Source organism: Solwaraspora sp. WMMA2065, from assembly GCF_030345075.1.
In the GTDB taxonomy this organism is placed as follows: Bacteria; Actinomycetota; Actinomycetes; order Mycobacteriales; family Micromonosporaceae; genus Micromonospora_E.
The window spans coordinates 387,756-402,039 of the sequence record NZ_CP128361.1 but is presented as its reverse complement, the minus strand read 5'-3'; the positions used below and the strand labels follow the sequence as shown (position 1 = coordinate 402,039).

13 protein-coding genes are annotated in these 14,284 nt (G+C 69.7%); 5 read left to right on the top strand and 8 right to left on the bottom strand.

The features are described from left to right. The first annotated feature begins 186 nt into the window (after nucleotides 1–186). The gene (locus O7610_RS01825) at nucleotides 187–1,539 is read left to right on the top strand and encodes a pectate lyase family protein (protein ID WP_281554028.1); all 1,353 of its coding nucleotides are present in this window, start codon (nucleotides 187–189) and stop codon (nucleotides 1,537–1,539) included. 100 nt (nucleotides 1,540–1,639) lie between these two features. Here O7610_RS01825 and miaB read toward each other — a convergent pair whose 3' ends face one another. Together miaB and O7610_RS01815 are read right to left on the bottom strand one after the other, a co-directional pair. Further along, a complete protein-coding gene (miaB, locus tag O7610_RS01820) occupies nucleotides 1,640–3,139 on the bottom strand; it encodes a tRNA (N6-isopentenyl adenosine(37)-C2)-methylthiotransferase MiaB (protein WP_281554027.1) in 1,500 nt (499 codons plus the stop codon). A 37-nt stretch (nucleotides 3,140–3,176) separates the two neighbouring features. Beyond that, a complete protein-coding gene (locus O7610_RS01815; RefSeq protein WP_281554026.1) occupies nucleotides 3,177–3,674 on the bottom strand; it encodes a hypothetical protein in 498 nt (165 codons plus the stop codon). 163 nt (nucleotides 3,675–3,837) lie between these two features. Between O7610_RS01815 and O7610_RS01810 the strand changes: the two genes are divergently transcribed. From O7610_RS01810 to O7610_RS01795, 4 genes are all read left to right on the top strand, one after another. Beyond that, complete coding sequence (locus O7610_RS01810) at nucleotides 3,838–4,590, top strand: amino acid ABC transporter ATP-binding protein (RefSeq protein ID WP_281554025.1); 753 nt, start codon at nucleotides 3,838–3,840, stop codon at nucleotides 4,588–4,590. Between the two features lie 84 nt (nucleotides 4,591–4,674). Further along, entirely contained in the window at nucleotides 4,675–5,565 is an 891-nt protein-coding gene (locus O7610_RS01805; protein ID WP_281554024.1) for a glutamate ABC transporter substrate-binding protein, read from the top strand. Between the two features lie 99 nt (nucleotides 5,566–5,664). Continuing rightward, nucleotides 5,665–6,372, top strand: a complete 708-nt coding sequence (locus tag O7610_RS01800; RefSeq protein ID WP_281554023.1) for an amino acid ABC transporter permease — start codon at nucleotides 5,665–5,667, stop codon at nucleotides 6,370–6,372. 49 nt (nucleotides 6,373–6,421) lie between these two features. Next, the gene (locus O7610_RS01795) at nucleotides 6,422–7,453 is read left to right on the top strand and encodes an amino acid ABC transporter permease (RefSeq protein WP_281554022.1); all 1,032 of its coding nucleotides are present in this window, start codon (nucleotides 6,422–6,424) and stop codon (nucleotides 7,451–7,453) included. Between the two features lie 36 nt (nucleotides 7,454–7,489). Here O7610_RS01795 and rny read toward each other — a convergent pair whose 3' ends face one another. From rny to O7610_RS01765, 6 genes are all read right to left on the bottom strand, one after another. Beyond that, on the bottom strand, nucleotides 7,490–9,268 hold the full coding sequence (rny, locus tag O7610_RS01790; protein WP_281554021.1) for a ribonuclease Y: 1,779 nt from the start codon (nucleotides 9,266–9,268) through the stop codon (nucleotides 7,490–7,492). 517 nt (nucleotides 9,269–9,785) lie between these two features. Beyond that, on the bottom strand, nucleotides 9,786–10,505 hold the full coding sequence (locus O7610_RS01785; RefSeq protein WP_289212509.1) for a regulatory protein RecX: 720 nt from the start codon (nucleotides 10,503–10,505) through the stop codon (nucleotides 9,786–9,788). 5 nt (nucleotides 10,506–10,510) lie between these two features. Beyond that, on the bottom strand, nucleotides 10,511–11,557 hold the full coding sequence (gene recA, locus O7610_RS01780; RefSeq protein ID WP_278168039.1) for a recombinase RecA: 1,047 nt from the start codon (nucleotides 11,555–11,557) through the stop codon (nucleotides 10,511–10,513). A gap of 500 nt (nucleotides 11,558–12,057) precedes the next feature. After that, nucleotides 12,058–12,258 carry a DUF3046 domain-containing protein gene (locus tag O7610_RS01775; RefSeq protein ID WP_281554019.1) on the bottom strand — a complete coding sequence of 67 codons (201 nt, stop codon included), beginning with the start codon at nucleotides 12,256–12,258 and terminating at the stop codon, nucleotides 12,058–12,060. Between the two features lie 10 nt (nucleotides 12,259–12,268). Then, a complete protein-coding gene (locus O7610_RS01770; RefSeq protein WP_281554018.1) occupies nucleotides 12,269–13,585 on the bottom strand; it encodes an MFS transporter in 1,317 nt (438 codons plus the stop codon). Then, on the bottom strand, nucleotides 13,582–14,277 hold the full coding sequence (locus tag O7610_RS01765) for a UdgX family uracil-DNA binding protein (RefSeq protein WP_281554017.1): 696 nt from the start codon (nucleotides 14,275–14,277) through the stop codon (nucleotides 13,582–13,584). Before O7610_RS01765 ends, O7610_RS01770 begins: the two co-directional genes overlap by 4 nt. Nucleotides 14,278–14,284 lie beyond the last annotated feature (7 nt).

The window sequence follows — 14,284 nt, the reverse complement described above, 5'->3', positions numbered from 1 at the left end:
CATGACACACCCCTTTGACATCGCGATACTTCTATGTTTCGCTAAGGAAAGCGCTTCCCCGCCTGTCCAGCGGGATCCGTCCTGTAATACCCACGGCGTGGTGCACCGCCAGCACCCGCACCTGCGAGCCAACCGGGCTGGCTCTCCCACCGGCGACGCACCCCGCCATGCCGTAAGGAGATCTCAATGCACGCAGCACGGCGCCGCACGGCGCTGGCCACCACTGCGGTCGCTGCCGTCGCCCTCACCGGTGCCACGGTCGTCAGCGCAAGCACCGCCCACGCCGCTACCGGCTGCCGAGTCGACTACTCGGTCGCCTCCCAGTGGCCGGGCGGTTTCACCGGCAACGTCGTCCTCACCAACCTCGGCGACGCGATGTCGTCCTGGTCCCTGCAGTGGACCTTTGGCGCCGGCCAAGAGGTCGTTCAGGCGTGGAACGCCGACATCTCACAGAGCGGGAGCTCCGTCACCGCTCGCAATGTGAGCTACAACGGCAACCTCAGTTCGAACGCGAGCGTCTCGTTCGGCTTCAACGGGTCGTGGAACAACTCGTCCAACCCGGCACCGAGCAGTTTCAGCCTGAACGGCGTGGCCTGCACCGGTGGCACCAACCCGACCACACCGCCACCCAACCCGACCACACCACCGCCCAACCCGACCACACCGCCACCCGGCCAGACGCCGACCGGCCTGGTCGGCTGGGCCACCCAGAACGGCGGCACCACCGGTGGCGGCAACGCTTCCCCGACCACCGTCACCAGTTCCTCGGCGCTGTCCTCGGCGATCAGCGGATCCGGCTCCGCCGTCATCCGGGTGTCCGGGACCATCTCCTGCTCCGGCATGCTGAACGTCGGTAGCAACAAGACGATCGTCGGCGTCGGCTCCTCAGCCACGATCTCCGGCTGCGGATTCAACATCAGCAACCAGCGAAACGTGATCATCCGCAACATCAACTTCCGCAACTGGAATGACGACGCCATCAACGTCCAGACCGAGTCCACCAACGTCTGGGTCGACCACAACAGCTTCACCAACGGGTACGACGGAGCCGTGGACATCAAGCGCGGTTCCGACTACATCACGGTGTCGTGGAACCGCGTCTTCAACCACAGCAAGTCGATGCTGCTCGGCCACTCGGACAACAACGCCAGCCAGGACCGCGGTCACCTGCGGGTCACCTACCACCACAACTGGTTCGACGGCTCCGGTTCCCGGCATCCGCGGGTCCGGTTCGGCAACCCGGTACACGTGTTCAACAACTACTACTACGACAACGACTACGGTGTCGCCTCCACCATGGACGCCGGCGTTCTCGTCGAAGGCAACTACTTCGAGAACGTCGACGACCCGACGCACGTCGGCTACGCCGCGTCGGACCCGGGCACCCTCGTCGCCCGCAACAACCACTTCGTGAACTCCGGCACCCCGGAAACCGCCGGCGGGGTCGCGAGCATCCCGTACTCCTACTCGTTGACCACCGCCAGCCAGGTGAAGTCCGTCGTCACGAACGGCGCCGGCGCCGGCAAGATCGGCCTCTGACCCGATGACGTCCGTCTCCCGGCCGCGTGGTGCGGCCGGGAGACGGCGCGGTGCCGGATCAGCAGCTGACGGCACCCGGGTCAGACGCGGCTGACAGGGTTCAGCGGTCGCAGGCCGAGGTGGCCAGTGTCGCCGGAGGTGGTGCACCCACCGTCGGCAGCCCCAGCAGCACCCCGCCGGTACGCGGTGTCCGCCCTGCCTCGTAGGCGTCGCCGGCCCGGGTCCGGCGGTGGGCGACCGGCTCGCCGTCGGCGTTGAGATGGTGCGGAGCCGCGTAGCTGACGACCACCTCGACGAGGTCACCGGGACGGATGCGCCCGGCGAGCGGGCCGGCGTCGAAGTGCACCAGCCGGCCGTCCCGGGCCCGGCCGGACAGCCGCCCGGTCCGCCCGTCCTTGCGGCCCTCGCCGACCGCGACCAGCACCTCGACCGTCCGGCCGAGCAGCCGACGGTTCTCCGCCCAGGTGATCTCCTCCAGACAGGCGATCAGCCGGTCGTAGCGCTCCTGCACCACCGGCTTCGGCAACTGGCCGGGCATCTCGGCGGCCGGGGTGCCGGGGCGTTTCGAGTACTGGAAGGTGAACGCCGAGGAGAACCGGGCGGCCCGTACCACGTCGAGGGTGCGTTCGAAGTCGGCGTCGGTCTCACCGGGGAAACCGACGATGATGTCGGTGGTGATCGCCGCGTCCGGCATCGCCGCCCGCACCTTGTCGATGATGCCGAGGTAGCGGTCGGCGCGGTAGGAGCGGCGCATCGCCCGCAGTACGGCGTCCGAACCGGACTGCAGCGGCATGTGCAGCGAGTGGCAGACGTTGTCGGTCTCGGCCATCGCGGCGATCACGTCGTCGGTGAAGTCCTTCGGGTGCGGGCTGGTGAACCGGACCCGTTCCAGCCCGTCGATCCCGCCGCAGGCGCGCAGCAGTTTGCCGAACGCGAACCGGTCACCGAACTCGACACCGTAGGAGTTGACGTTCTGGCCGAGCAGGGTGACCTCCAGCACACCCTCGTCGACCAGGGCCCGTACCTCGGCGAGGACGTCGCCGGGCCGACGGTCCTTCTCCCGGCCGCGCAGCGACGGCACGATGCAGAAGGTGCAGGTGTTGTTGCAGCCGACGGAGATCGACACCCAGCCGGCGTAGGTCGACTCCCGCCGGGTCGGCAGGGTGGAGGGGAAGACCTCCAGCGACTCGAGGATCTCCACCTCGGCGGCGGAGTTGTGCCGGGCCCGGTCCAGCAGGGTCGGCAGCGCACCGATGTTGTGCGTGCCGAAGACGACGTCGACCCAGGGGGCCCGGCGGACGATCTCGCCCCGGTCCTTCTGCGCCAGGCAGCCGCCGACCGCGATCTGCATCTGCGGCCGCTTCTCCTTGACCGGTCGCAGGTGACCGAGGTTGCCGTACAGCCGGTTGTCGGCGTTCTCCCGCACCGCGCAGGTGTTGAAGACGACGACGTCCGGATCGTCGGACTCCCCCGCCCGGACGTAGCCGGCCGATTCCAGCAGGCCGGAGATCCGTTCGGAGTCGTGCACGTTCATCTGGCAGCCGTAGGTGCGCACCTGGTAGGTACGTGGGTGGCGGGCGTGTGCTGCGCTGGTAGTCATGACATCAGACAGCGTAGCCGGCCGCCCGCCGCCGGGATCACGCGGCGAGTGTCGGAGCCACCGAGTCGGGCCCCCACCGCGAGCCGCCGCAGAACAACCCGGCCCGGCAGCCGGGGTCGGTCAGGCTGCACAGCCGCAGGTTGGTGCGGCGGTCACCGACGCTGGTCGGTTCGATGTCCAGGTGCACCGGACGGACCGTGCCGTCCGGGGACACCAGCAGGTGGCGGGTCGCGTCCAGCGTGTCGTCGGCGAGTACGCAGCGACGTCCGGTCCGGCGGGCGAACGCGGCGAGGACCCGGTGCTCCGGCGGGTCGACCGGTGCGGCGTAGCAGTCGACGTTCACCGGGAAGTCCCCGGCCCCGTCCCAGACGTCGCAGAGCACCACGCCGTCGGGGAACCGCTCCGCCGAAGCCCCACCCAGCGACACCACCGGACGACCGATGATGGCCGCGAGGGTGGCTCGGATCTGACCTGGGGCGAGCGGTCCGTCGACGGACCAGTTCCACAGCGTGGTGCAGAACGGTGCAATCGCCATACGATCATGTTGCCCGGACAGCAGCCGGCACGTGGGCTGTGTTACCGCTCCGTGACCATTTGAGTTGCCTTCCGACACATCACGCCGCCTAAAGTGGCGGGACCACGTGAGGTGACCTCGACCGATCGTGACGACTAGGACGGTGCATGGACAGGGACGGTGCATGACGGTGACAACCAGTGAGCCGCTGATCGTGCTCAGCGGAGTCAACAAGTGGTTCGGTCCACTGCACGTGCTCCAGGACGTCGACCTCTCGGTCGACCGTGGTGAAGTGGTGGTGGTGATCGGGCCGTCCGGCTCCGGCAAGTCCACTCTGTGCCGCGCGATCAACCGTCTGGAGCCGATCAGCTCCGGGACCATCCTGTTCGACGGCCGACCACTGCCGGCGGAGGGCCGGGCCCTGGCCCGGCTGCGCAGCGAGGTCGGCATGGTGTTCCAGTCGTTCAACCTGTTCGCGCACCGGACGATCCTGGACAACGTCACGCTCGGCCCGATGAAGGTACGCCGGGAGAAGGCGTCGGTGGTCCGCGAGCGGGCACTGCAACTGCTCGACCGGGTTGGCATCGCCAACCAGGCGGACAAGTTCCCGGCCCAGCTCTCCGGCGGTCAGCAGCAGCGGGCGGCGATCGCCCGGGCGTTGGCGATGCAGCCCAAGGCGATGCTGTTCGACGAGCCGACCAGCGCGCTCGACCCGGAAATGGTCGGCGAGGTGCTGGACGTGATGACCTCGCTGGCAGCCGAGGGGATGACGATGGTCGTCGTCACCCATGAGATGGGCTTCGCCCGGCACGCCGCGAACCGGGTCATCTTCATGGCCGACGGGCAGCTGGTCGAGGACGCCCCGCCCACCGAGTTCTTCACCAACCCGCGCAGCGACCGGGCGAAGGACTTCCTGTCCAAGATCCTCACCCACTGACATCCCGCTCGAGGACGAGTTTCATCCAACGTGGAGTCGGCCGCGACCCGGCGGGCTTCCCATCGTGAAGGAGAAAACTGAGCAATGCGTATGTCACGTATGGCGGCGGTAGCCGCAACTGCCGCGTTGGCGGTGTCCATGGCGGCCTGCGGCGACAGCGGCGGGGACGGCTCCGGCAGTGAGAACCCCGACGTGGCGACGCCGAGCTTCGAGGCCGGTACCACGATGGCCGAGCTGAGCGAGGCCGGCACCATGACCGTCGGCACCAAGTTCGACCAGCCCGGCTTCGGTAAGCTGGGCCTCGACGGTGAGCCGGCCGGCTTCGACGTCGAGATCGCCAAGCTGATCGCGGCCGAGCTGGGCATCGCCGCCGACGACATCGAGTACGTCGAGGCGCCGTCCGCGGTCCGCGAGGAGCTGCTGGAGCAGGACCGGGTCGACATCGTGGTTGCCACTTACACGATCAACCCCACCCGCAAGGAGCGGATCGACTTCGCCGGCCCGTACTACGTCGCCGGCCAGCACATCATGGTCCGCGCCGACGACGAGTCGATCACCGGGCCGGAGTCGTTCGAGGCCGGGGACAAGAAGATCTGCTCGGTGCAGGGTTCGACGCCGGCGGAGAACATCCAGGAGTACCTGGCGGATGTCGGCGAGCAGCTGGTGCTCTTCGACGTCTACGAGAAGTGTGTGGACGCGCTGCGCGGCGGTCAGGTCGACGCGGTCACCACGGACAACGTGATCCTGCTCGGCTTCATCGCCGACAACGAGGGCGACTTCAAGCTGGCCGGTGAGCAGTTCACCGAGGAGCCGTACGGCATCGGGGTGAAGAAGGGCGACGACGCGTTCCGCGACTTCATCAACGACACCCTGGAGAAGATCTACGACGACGGCTCGTACGCCGCGGCGTGGGAGTCCACCGCAGGTGCCTTCGACGACAACACCCCGACCGGTCCCGCGGTCGACCGCTACTGACCGTCGAAGGTCGCCCCTGATCGATCCCGGCCGGCCCGGCGCAGTCAGCTCCGGGCCGGCCGGTCGCCCAGGTGGACGGTTCGCAGAAGGGTCTTTCGTGTGAGAGTGCTCGTCGACCACTTCGACGTCTTCGTCGGAGGTTTCTGGCTCACCCTGCAGCTGTGTCTGCTGTCCGCGACCGGCGCGCTGCTGATCGGCACGCTCGTCGCGATCCTGCGGATCTCACCGGTGCCGCCGCTACGCTGGCTCGGCGGGGCGTACGTGACGGTGCTGCGCAACGTGCCGCTGACCGTCGTGATGTTCTTCTCGGCCTTCGGGTTGCCCGCACTCGGGTCGAACGCCGACTTCCTGCGGATCCCCGGGCTGAGCATCGTGTTCAGCCGGCTCGGCATCGACCTGCCGTACTTCCGGTTCGCGATCATCGCGCTGAGCGTCTACACCGGTGCGTTCGTCTGCGAGGCGATCCGCAGCGGGATCAACGCGGTGCCGCCCGGTCAGGCGGAGGCCGCCCGCGCGATCGGCCTGACCTTCACCCAGAACCTGCGGTACGTGGTACTCCCCCAGGCGTGGAAGGCCGCGATCGTCCCGCTGGGCAGCGTCATCATCGCCATGATCAAGAATTCGGCGCTGGCCGGCTTCTTCGGGGTGGTCGGTGACCTGTCCAACTCGGCGCAGAACCTGACCAGCGCCCTCGGCGAGCCGATCATCCCGGTCTTCGTCGGCATCTCGATCGGCTTCCTGATCATGACCGTGCCGCTCGGGCTGCTGCTCGACCGGGTCGAGGCCCACCGGGCGGTGGCCAGATGACCGCCCCGTCCCCCGCGAGCGCCGCAGCCGTCACCGGAGGAACCACGCCATGAGCCAGCAGCAGAGCGTGTTGTACGACGCCCCCGGACCACGGGCCCGACGGGTCACGCTGATCGTCAGCGTGCTGTCGGCCCTCGCCGCCGTCACCGCCGGGTACTTCCTGGTCTACCGGCCGCTGGCCGAACGCGAACAGTTCACCATGGAGAAGTGGGGTCCACTGATCGACCCCGGCAACGAGGTGTTCGGTCAGGTCTGGACACTGCTCGGCGAGGGGGTCACCGCCACGCTGACCGCCGCCGGCCTGGCGATCGCGCTGTCGTTGCTGTTCGGCACCGCGCTGGCGGTGCTGCGGATCCAGCTGAAGGCGCTGCTGCGCCGCCGGTTCACCGGGCTCGCCACCTCGTTCGCGCTGGCGTTGCGGGCGCTGAGCTGGCTGCTGAACCTGGTGACCCGGTTCTGCGTCGAGGTGTTCCGCGGCCTGCCGGTGGTGATCACGATCTTCTTCGTCGCCCGGGGCCTGCCGGACCTCGGCCTGGAGATCGTCCTCCCGTTCGGCCACGAGATGCTGCCGTACCTGGTGCTGGGTCTGACCATCTACAACGGCGTGGTGATCGCCGAGATCCTGCGCTCCGGGATGGAGGGTCTGCCGTCGGGGCAGCGCGAGTCGGCCGCCGCGATCGGGCTGACGTCGTTCCAGACCACCCGGATGATCCTGCTGCCACAGGCGTTCCGGATCATGCTGCCGGCTCTGATCAGCCAGCTGATCGTGGTGCTCAAGGACACCTCGTTGGGCTTCATCATCGGCTACCAGGAGACGCTGCTGGTCGGCCGGACGATCATCCAGAACCTGCGTAACCCGATCCAGGTGTATCTGGTGATCGGGGTGCTGTTCATCGCGGTCAACTACGCGCTGTCCAAGCTCGCCGAGTCGGTGCAGCGGCGGCTGGCTCAGGGCCGGCGGACCAGCGCCACACCCCAGCCGCCGGCGGCACCGGCGTCGACGGTGGCCGGCCAACAGACTGCGGCCGGCACCGGCGGCAGCGCCACTACCGGCGGCACGGCTACGTCAGGCAGCAGCTAACCGGACGGCCCGCCCGTTGACCGGCCGTCCGGCCGGTCAACGGGCGATCTCGGTGACCCGGGACTCGCGGACCACGGTCACCCGGATCTGCCCCGGGTAGGTCAGCTCCTCCTCGATCTGCTTGGCCACGTCGCGGGCCAGCACCGCGGCACCGATGTCGTCCACGTCGTCCGGCTTGACCATCACCCGGATCTCCCGGCCGGCCTGCATGGCGAAGACCTTCTCCACGCCGATCTTGCCGGCGGCGATCTCCTCGATTCGCTCCAGCCGCTTGACGTACGCCTCCAGGCTTTCCCGCCGCGCGCCGGGACGACCACCGGAGCACGCGTCGGAGGCCTGGGTGAGCACCGCCTCGACGGTCTGCGGCGGCACCTCGTTGTGGTGTGCCTCGATAGCGTGCACCACCTCTTCGGATTCGCCGTACTTGCGGGCCAGGTCGGCGCCGATCAGCGCATGACTGCCCTCGACCTCGTGGGTGAGCGCCTTGCCGATGTCGTGCAGGAACGCGCACCGCTTGATCAGCGGGACGTCCAGACGCAGCTCGGCGGCCATCACCCCGGCGATGTGCGCGGTCTCCACCAGATGCTTGAGCACGTTCTGGCCGTACGAGGTCCGGTAGCGCAGCCGGCCCAGCAGGGTGGCCAGCTCAGGGTGGATCTCGGTGATGCCGACGTCGACGAGCGCCTCCTCGGCAGCCCGGTGGCACAGCTGCTCCACCTCCTGCCGGGCGGTCTCGAAGACCTCCTCGATCCGGTGCGGATGAATCCGGCCGTCGAGCACCAGTTTCTCCAGGGTGAGCCGGCCGGTCTCCCGGCGTACCGGGTCGAAGCAGGACAGCAGGACCGCCTCGGGTGTGTCGTCGATGATCAAATTGACCCCGGTGACGGACTCGAACGCCCGGATGTTGCGGCCTTCGCGCCCGATGATCCGGCCCTTCATCTCGTCGCCGGGCAGATGCAGGACGCTGACCACGCTCTCCGCGGTCTGTTCGCTGGCGACCCGCTGGATGGCGTCCACCACGATGTGCCGGGCCCGCTGGTCAGCGGTGTTGCGGGCGTCGGCCTCGATGTCGCGGACCAGGATTGCCGCCTCCCGTTTGGCCTGGCCCTCGATCGCTTCAACGAGCTCACCCCGGGCCGCCTCGGCGGTCAGCCCGGCGACCCGCTCCAGCTCGCGCTGCCATCGCTCCTCGGCGGCCGTCAGGTCCGCCTCCCGGGCGGCCAGGGCTGCCTTGCGCTCGGCGAGTTCGGCGGCGGTGGCAGTCAACCGGCGGTCCCGCTCGGCGACCCGGTCGGCTTCCTCGGCGTGCTGACGTTCCCGCTCGTCCATCCGCTGGCCGCGCCGGTCCAGCTCGGCGGACTGCTCCTTGACGGCCCGGGAGAGCATCGCGATCTCCCGCTCGCCGCTGCGCCGGGCCGCTGCCCGGACCTGCTCGGCTTCGGTCTCGGCCTGCCGGTGGGCCCGCTCCAGGATGGTGTCCGCCTCGGCCCGGGCGGCGTCGAGCACTCGACGGGCCTCGGCCCGGGCGGCGGTCGCTTCGGCCTTGGCGGCGGCGGCGTCGGTACGGGCCGCAGCGGCGGCGGCCTTGGCCTGCTCGACGGCGGAGGACGCCTCGTCGGCCGCGGTACGCAGCGCGGCGAGGGAGCGTTCCTGCCGGTCGCGGGCGGCGACGAAAGCCGGGTCCTCCTCAACCGGCGTCGCGGCCGCCGGTGTGGTGAGCCGGCGCAGCGTGCGGGCACCGAGCGCGAGGCCGGCGAGCACCAGGCCGGCGAGCACGACGACCGCGGCGAAGAGCATCCACTCCAGCCCGGTCATGCCGACCCTCCGAGCCTACCGACACTCGCGTGTCCCGCCGGCTTCCTGCGCTGCGCCACGACCGCCTCCAGTCCGCCGTCGGCCTTCCCGGAGGCTTCTCGCTCCGGCGCCGGCCACGGCTATGGGAACACCCGACCGTGGCGGCTGACCAACGACCAGACAGCACCGACGTGGGTGCGGGCACGATCACGGCGAAAGCGGCCGTTGTGCGTGCTGTCGCCGCCGGACCGGCCTGTCCGGTTGCGGCATGTCTGGCTACTGAACTGCTGCTGCGAAGTGATGCCGTACTGTTATGCGATCTATGTTGTGCGGTTAGCCTGCGACGGGTCGGTTGTTCGTCTGTAACGCGAGGCTAGGTCGCGAGGGGCCGTTCGGTCAAGAAGTCATGATCAGACCGACAACGGAACGTAGGGCATCGGCCCACTCACAGGCAGCATATCGCGCTCAGGACGCGCCGGGATGAGTCGGAAATTTGGCGCATCCCGCAGGGGATGGTGTCCCGTCAGGTGGACCAGGGCTACTCAGCATCCGGGTCGGGAACCTCGCCGATCAGTGCCTCGGCATCCACCGCGTCGGTGAACTGGGCGGCCTCGGCGGACCGGACGGCCAGTGCCTCCCGGACCACCGGCACAGCTACCCCCGCCGAGTAACCCTTGCGGGCAAGCATCGCGACCAACCGTCGGAACACCACGTCCGGAGCACCCCGGGCGGTACGCAGCTTGCGCTCGACAAGCTCCGTCGCGGTGGCCCGCTCGGTCGACTCGTCCAGCCCGTCCAGCGCGTCCCGGGCAGTCTGTGGATCCACGCCACGCTGACGCAACTCGGCGGCGAGGTTGCGCCGGGCCAGCCCTCGACCGTGGTGCCGGCTGGTCACCCAGGCTTGGGCGAACGCCGCGTCATCGATCATCCCGACCTCGTCGTACCGGTCGAGGACCGAACTGGCCGTGGCCTCGGAGATGCCGCGTCGCCGCAGCACTGCGGCGAGCTCCGCCCGAGTCCGAGGGCGGACGGCGAGCTGTCGCAGACAGATGTCGCGGGCCTGCTGCGCCTCGTCCACCGGCTGCCCACCGCCGACCGCGGCGGACCCGGTGGTGCGGCCGTCGCGCTCAGCGGTGGGGTCTGCGAACCCGGCGGTGGGGTCGGCCGGCCGGCTGCGGCCGGCACGGGAGGCGCGTGGACGGGGCGGAGCCGCATCCCAGCCCCGGCCCGTCCGTGCGCCGCGTCGTCGCCCGGCCATCCGGATCAGAAGTCGACCGGCGGCAGCTCGGGCCCGCCGGCCTCGTCGGCACCGAGCGCGCCGACGCCGAGCTTCTCCAGGATCTTCTTCTCGATCTCAGCCGCCACGTCCGGATTCTCCCGGAGGAACTCCCGGGCCTTCTCCTTGCCCTGACCGAGTTGGTCGCCCTCGTAGGTGTACCAGGCACCGGACTTGCGGATGATCGACTGCTCGACGCCGACGTCGATCAGCGAGCCCTCCCGGGAGATGCCCTTGCCGTACATGATGTCGAACTCGGCCTGCTTGAACGGCGCGGAGACCTTGTTCTTGACGACCTTGACCCGGGTCCGGTTGCCGACCACGTCGGTGCCGTCCTTGAGGCTCTCGATCCGTCGCACGTCGAGCCGCACCGAGGCGTAGAACTTCAGCGCCCGGCCACCGGTGGTGGTCTCCGGCGAGCCGAACATCACGCCGATCTTCTCCCGCAGCTGGTTGATGAAGATCGCGGTGGTGCCGGTGCTGTTCAGCACACCGGTGATCTTGCGCAGCGCCTGGCTCATCAGCCGGGCCTGCAGACCGACGTGGCTGTCCCCCATCTCGCCCTCGATCTCGGCACGGGGCACCAGGGCCGCGACCGAGTCGATCACGATAATGTCCAGCGCGCCGGAGCGGATCAGCATGTCGGCGATCTCCAGCGCCTGCTCACCGGTGTCCGGCTGGGAGACCAGCATGGCGTCGGTGTCCACGCCGAGCGCCCTGGCGTAGTCAGGGTCGAGCGCGTGCTCGGCGTCGATGAACGCCGCGATGCCGCCGGAACGCTGGGCGTTGGCCACCGCGTGCAGGGCGACCGTGGTCTTACCGCTGCTCTCCGGGCCGTAGACCTCGACCACCCGACCCCGGGGCAGGCCGCCGACGCCGAGTGCAACGTCGAGCGCGATGGAGCCGGTGGGGATCACTGCGGTCTGGATCACCGGCCGCTCGCCCAGCCGCATCACCGAGCCCTTGCCGAACTGTTTGTCGATCTGAGCCAGCGCCAGATCGAGCGCCTTTTCCTTGTCTGGCACTGCCGCCATTGCTGCCACCCCTACGTTCGCCGACTTCCCAGGCGTCCTGGCCGAGCTTCTCGTCACCCGGGTCACGCTAGGCGCTGGGTCCGACAGAAAACAGCCGACGGGCCGCAACCTGTGGATGAGCACCTAGCTGTGGACAATAGCCGAACAGATGTACGAGTGGAAAACCAGACACGCCCACGAGTTTCACCACCCAAAGCATCCATTGGACCGCAAAGAGTGAATTCAGCTACGCGAACGCACGCCCGCCAAGCAGAGGTACCCCGTCAAGCGGAGGCACGACCAGCCGACAGGAGTACGACCGACCCGACAAGCGACGCGCGACACACAGGCCGACTCCGGTTGCCCCGAGACACTTCCAGTTCTGATGTCACCGGTGCTCTGATGCACCGGTGACATCAGAGCCCAACCAACACCCGACAACCGGGACAGTGACACTATGCGCATTGACTGAGGCGTACCGTAATCAACAGGTCGTGAATCCCAGCTCGACCGGCTCGCGATCAGCGCAACCGGCCAGGGACCCGGTCGGGATACGCGGCGCAGACCGCCCGCCAGACCACCGCCGTCTCCTCACCCGCCGCCAGTGCCTGGGCGATGGTGCGCCCACCCAACTGGGCCAGTACCTGATCGGTGGCGATACTGCGGGCGTACGCCGGCCCGAACGCCTCGTCCAACCGGCCCCAGAAGTCCGTCAACCGCATCCCTGCCTCCTTACTGCTTCGACGGAGCCGGCACCGGGCGCAGCACCAACCCCAGCAGCGGCACCGTGGCCAGCGCCGACAGCAACGTCAGGACGCCGTAACCGGACAGCCCGACGATGATTCCGCTGACCCCGCCGGCGAACGCGCCGGCCAGACCCATCACCAGGTCCGACAGGCCTTGCACCGACGGACGGACGTCGACCGGCACCGACTCCGACAGCAGGGTCGAGCCCGCGACCATGGTGCCCGACCAGCCGAGCCCGAGCAGCACCAGCCCGATCACCAGGCGTACCGGGTCGTGGCCGGCGGTGCCCGCCACGGCACACGCGGCCAGCAGCAGCCCGACCCCACCGACGATCACCGGCCGGCGACCGGCCCGGTCGGTGAGCCAACCTACCACCGGCGACAGCGCGTACATCCCGGCGATGTGCAGGCTCAGCACCAGCCCGACGGTGCGCAACAGATCACCGCCGGTGTGCCCCATCCCGATGTGGACCGGCGTCATCGCCATCACCCCGACCATCACCAGGTGGCCGACTGCGACGGCGCAGACCCCGAGCCGCGCGGCGGGCCGGGCGGCTACCACCACGAACGCGGCCCGCAGGCCTCGGCCGGACCTGGCCTGCGAAGCCCGGCCGGACTGCACCGGGGCGGTCGCCGCAGCGGGGCCGGCGATCCGCCGGGCGGTCAGCAGCGGATCCGGTCGCAACAACACCAGCACCAGCAGCGCGGCCAGCAGGAACGCCAGCGTACTGACGGCGAACGGGCCGGCCAGCGGCGGCAGCCCGACCCCGCTGGCCGACCGGTCGGCCAGCCCGGCCAGGTTGGGGGCGGTCACCGCGCCGACCGTGGTCGCCCAGACCACCAGCGACAGCTGCCGGCCCCGACGACGCGGCTCGGTGAGGTCGACCGCCGCGTACCGGGCCTGCAGCCCGGCAGTCGTCGCCCCGCCGAACAGGACCATGCCGACGAACAGCAGCGGCACCCAGCGCCCCGCGGCGGCGGCCACCACCAGCACCGCCCCGGTCGCACCCGTCAGGTAGGCGAAGACCAGACCGGGTCGGCGGCCGTGCCCGTTCATGATCCGGACCACGGGTACGGCGAGCAGCGCCCCGCCGACCACTGCGGCGCTCTGCGCCAGGCCGGAGACGGCCACCCCGCCGAGCTCGGCGGCGAGCAGGCCACCGACCGAGATCCCGATGGTGACGCCTACGCCGCCGATCATCTGGGTACCGGCGAGCAGCCGCAGCGTACGGCGTTGGATGCGGGTGACGTCACCGGATGGCGGCGGGTCGGTCACCGACGACGGTGCAGTGAGCGCGGTCATCGGCGTACCGCCTGGGTCGGGCTGCCCCGATCGGCGAGCAGTCTGCGGGCGACGCCGAGGTCGGTGACCAGCCCTCGGAAGGCGATCTGCTGGGCGTCGGCACGCAGCACCGCAGAGGGATGGATGGTGGCCACCAGTTGCGCCGGACCCACCGGAAACTCCTCGGCCCGTTCGGCCGAGGCAGGCCACGGCAACGGTACGCCACGCGAGCGGGTCACCCGGAACGCCGGGCCGAGCAGTGCCCGGGCCGCGGTCGCGCCGAGCACCACGACGACGTCCGGGCGCAGCATCGCGAACTCGGCAACCAACCATGGCCGGCAGGCCACGATGTGCGCCCGGTCCGGGGTCTGGTGGATCCGTCGACCGCCGCGCGACACGAAGCGGAAGTGCTTCACCGCGTTGGTCAGATAGATCTGGTCGACCGGGATCCCGGCGTCGTCCACCGCCCGGCGCAGCAGCCGGCCGGCCGGGCCGACGAACGGCAGCCCCTGGCGGTCCTCGACGTCCCCGGGCTGCTCGCCGACCATCACCACCCGGGCATCGGGGTTGCCCCGGCCGAAGACCACCTGGCTGGCGGGCTGGTGCAGTTCGCAGCCCTGGCAACTGGGGGCGGCAGCGCGCAGGTCGGCGAGGCTACGGGCACCGGTGGGGACGTACCCATCGGCTCCGGCGGTGGTTTCGTGCACGGTCACAAGTCCT

Bases quoted from the DNA above. Each gene is read 5' to 3' on its own strand.
- O7610_RS01825 (WP_281554028.1), top strand. From the start codon at position 187: ATGCACGCAGCACGGCGCCGCACGGCGCTGGCCACCACTGCGGTCGCT.
- miaB (WP_281554027.1), bottom strand. From the start codon at position 3,139: ATGACTACCAGCGCAGCACACGCCCGCCACCCACGTACCTACCAGGTG.
- O7610_RS01815 (WP_281554026.1), bottom strand. From the start codon at position 3,674: ATGGCGATTGCACCGTTCTGCACCACGCTGTGGAACTGGTCCGTCGAC.
- O7610_RS01810 (WP_281554025.1), top strand. From the start codon at position 3,838: ATGACGGTGACAACCAGTGAGCCGCTGATCGTGCTCAGCGGAGTCAAC.
- O7610_RS01805 (WP_281554024.1), top strand. From the start codon at position 4,675: ATGCGTATGTCACGTATGGCGGCGGTAGCCGCAACTGCCGCGTTGGCG.
- O7610_RS01795 (WP_281554022.1), top strand. From the start codon at position 6,422: ATGAGCCAGCAGCAGAGCGTGTTGTACGACGCCCCCGGACCACGGGCC.
- rny (WP_281554021.1), bottom strand. From the start codon at position 9,268: ATGACCGGGCTGGAGTGGATGCTCTTCGCCGCGGTCGTCGTGCTCGCC.
- O7610_RS01785 (WP_289212509.1), bottom strand. From the start codon at position 10,505: ATGGCCGGGCGACGACGCGGCGCACGGACGGGCCGGGGCTGGGATGCG.
- recA (WP_278168039.1), bottom strand. From the start codon at position 11,557: ATGGCGGCAGTGCCAGACAAGGAAAAGGCGCTCGATCTGGCGCTGGCT.
- O7610_RS01775 (WP_281554019.1), bottom strand. From the start codon at position 12,258: ATGCGGTTGACGGACTTCTGGGGCCGGTTGGACGAGGCGTTCGGGCCG.
- O7610_RS01770 (WP_281554018.1), bottom strand. From the start codon at position 13,585: ATGACCGCGCTCACTGCACCGTCGTCGGTGACCGACCCGCCGCCATCC.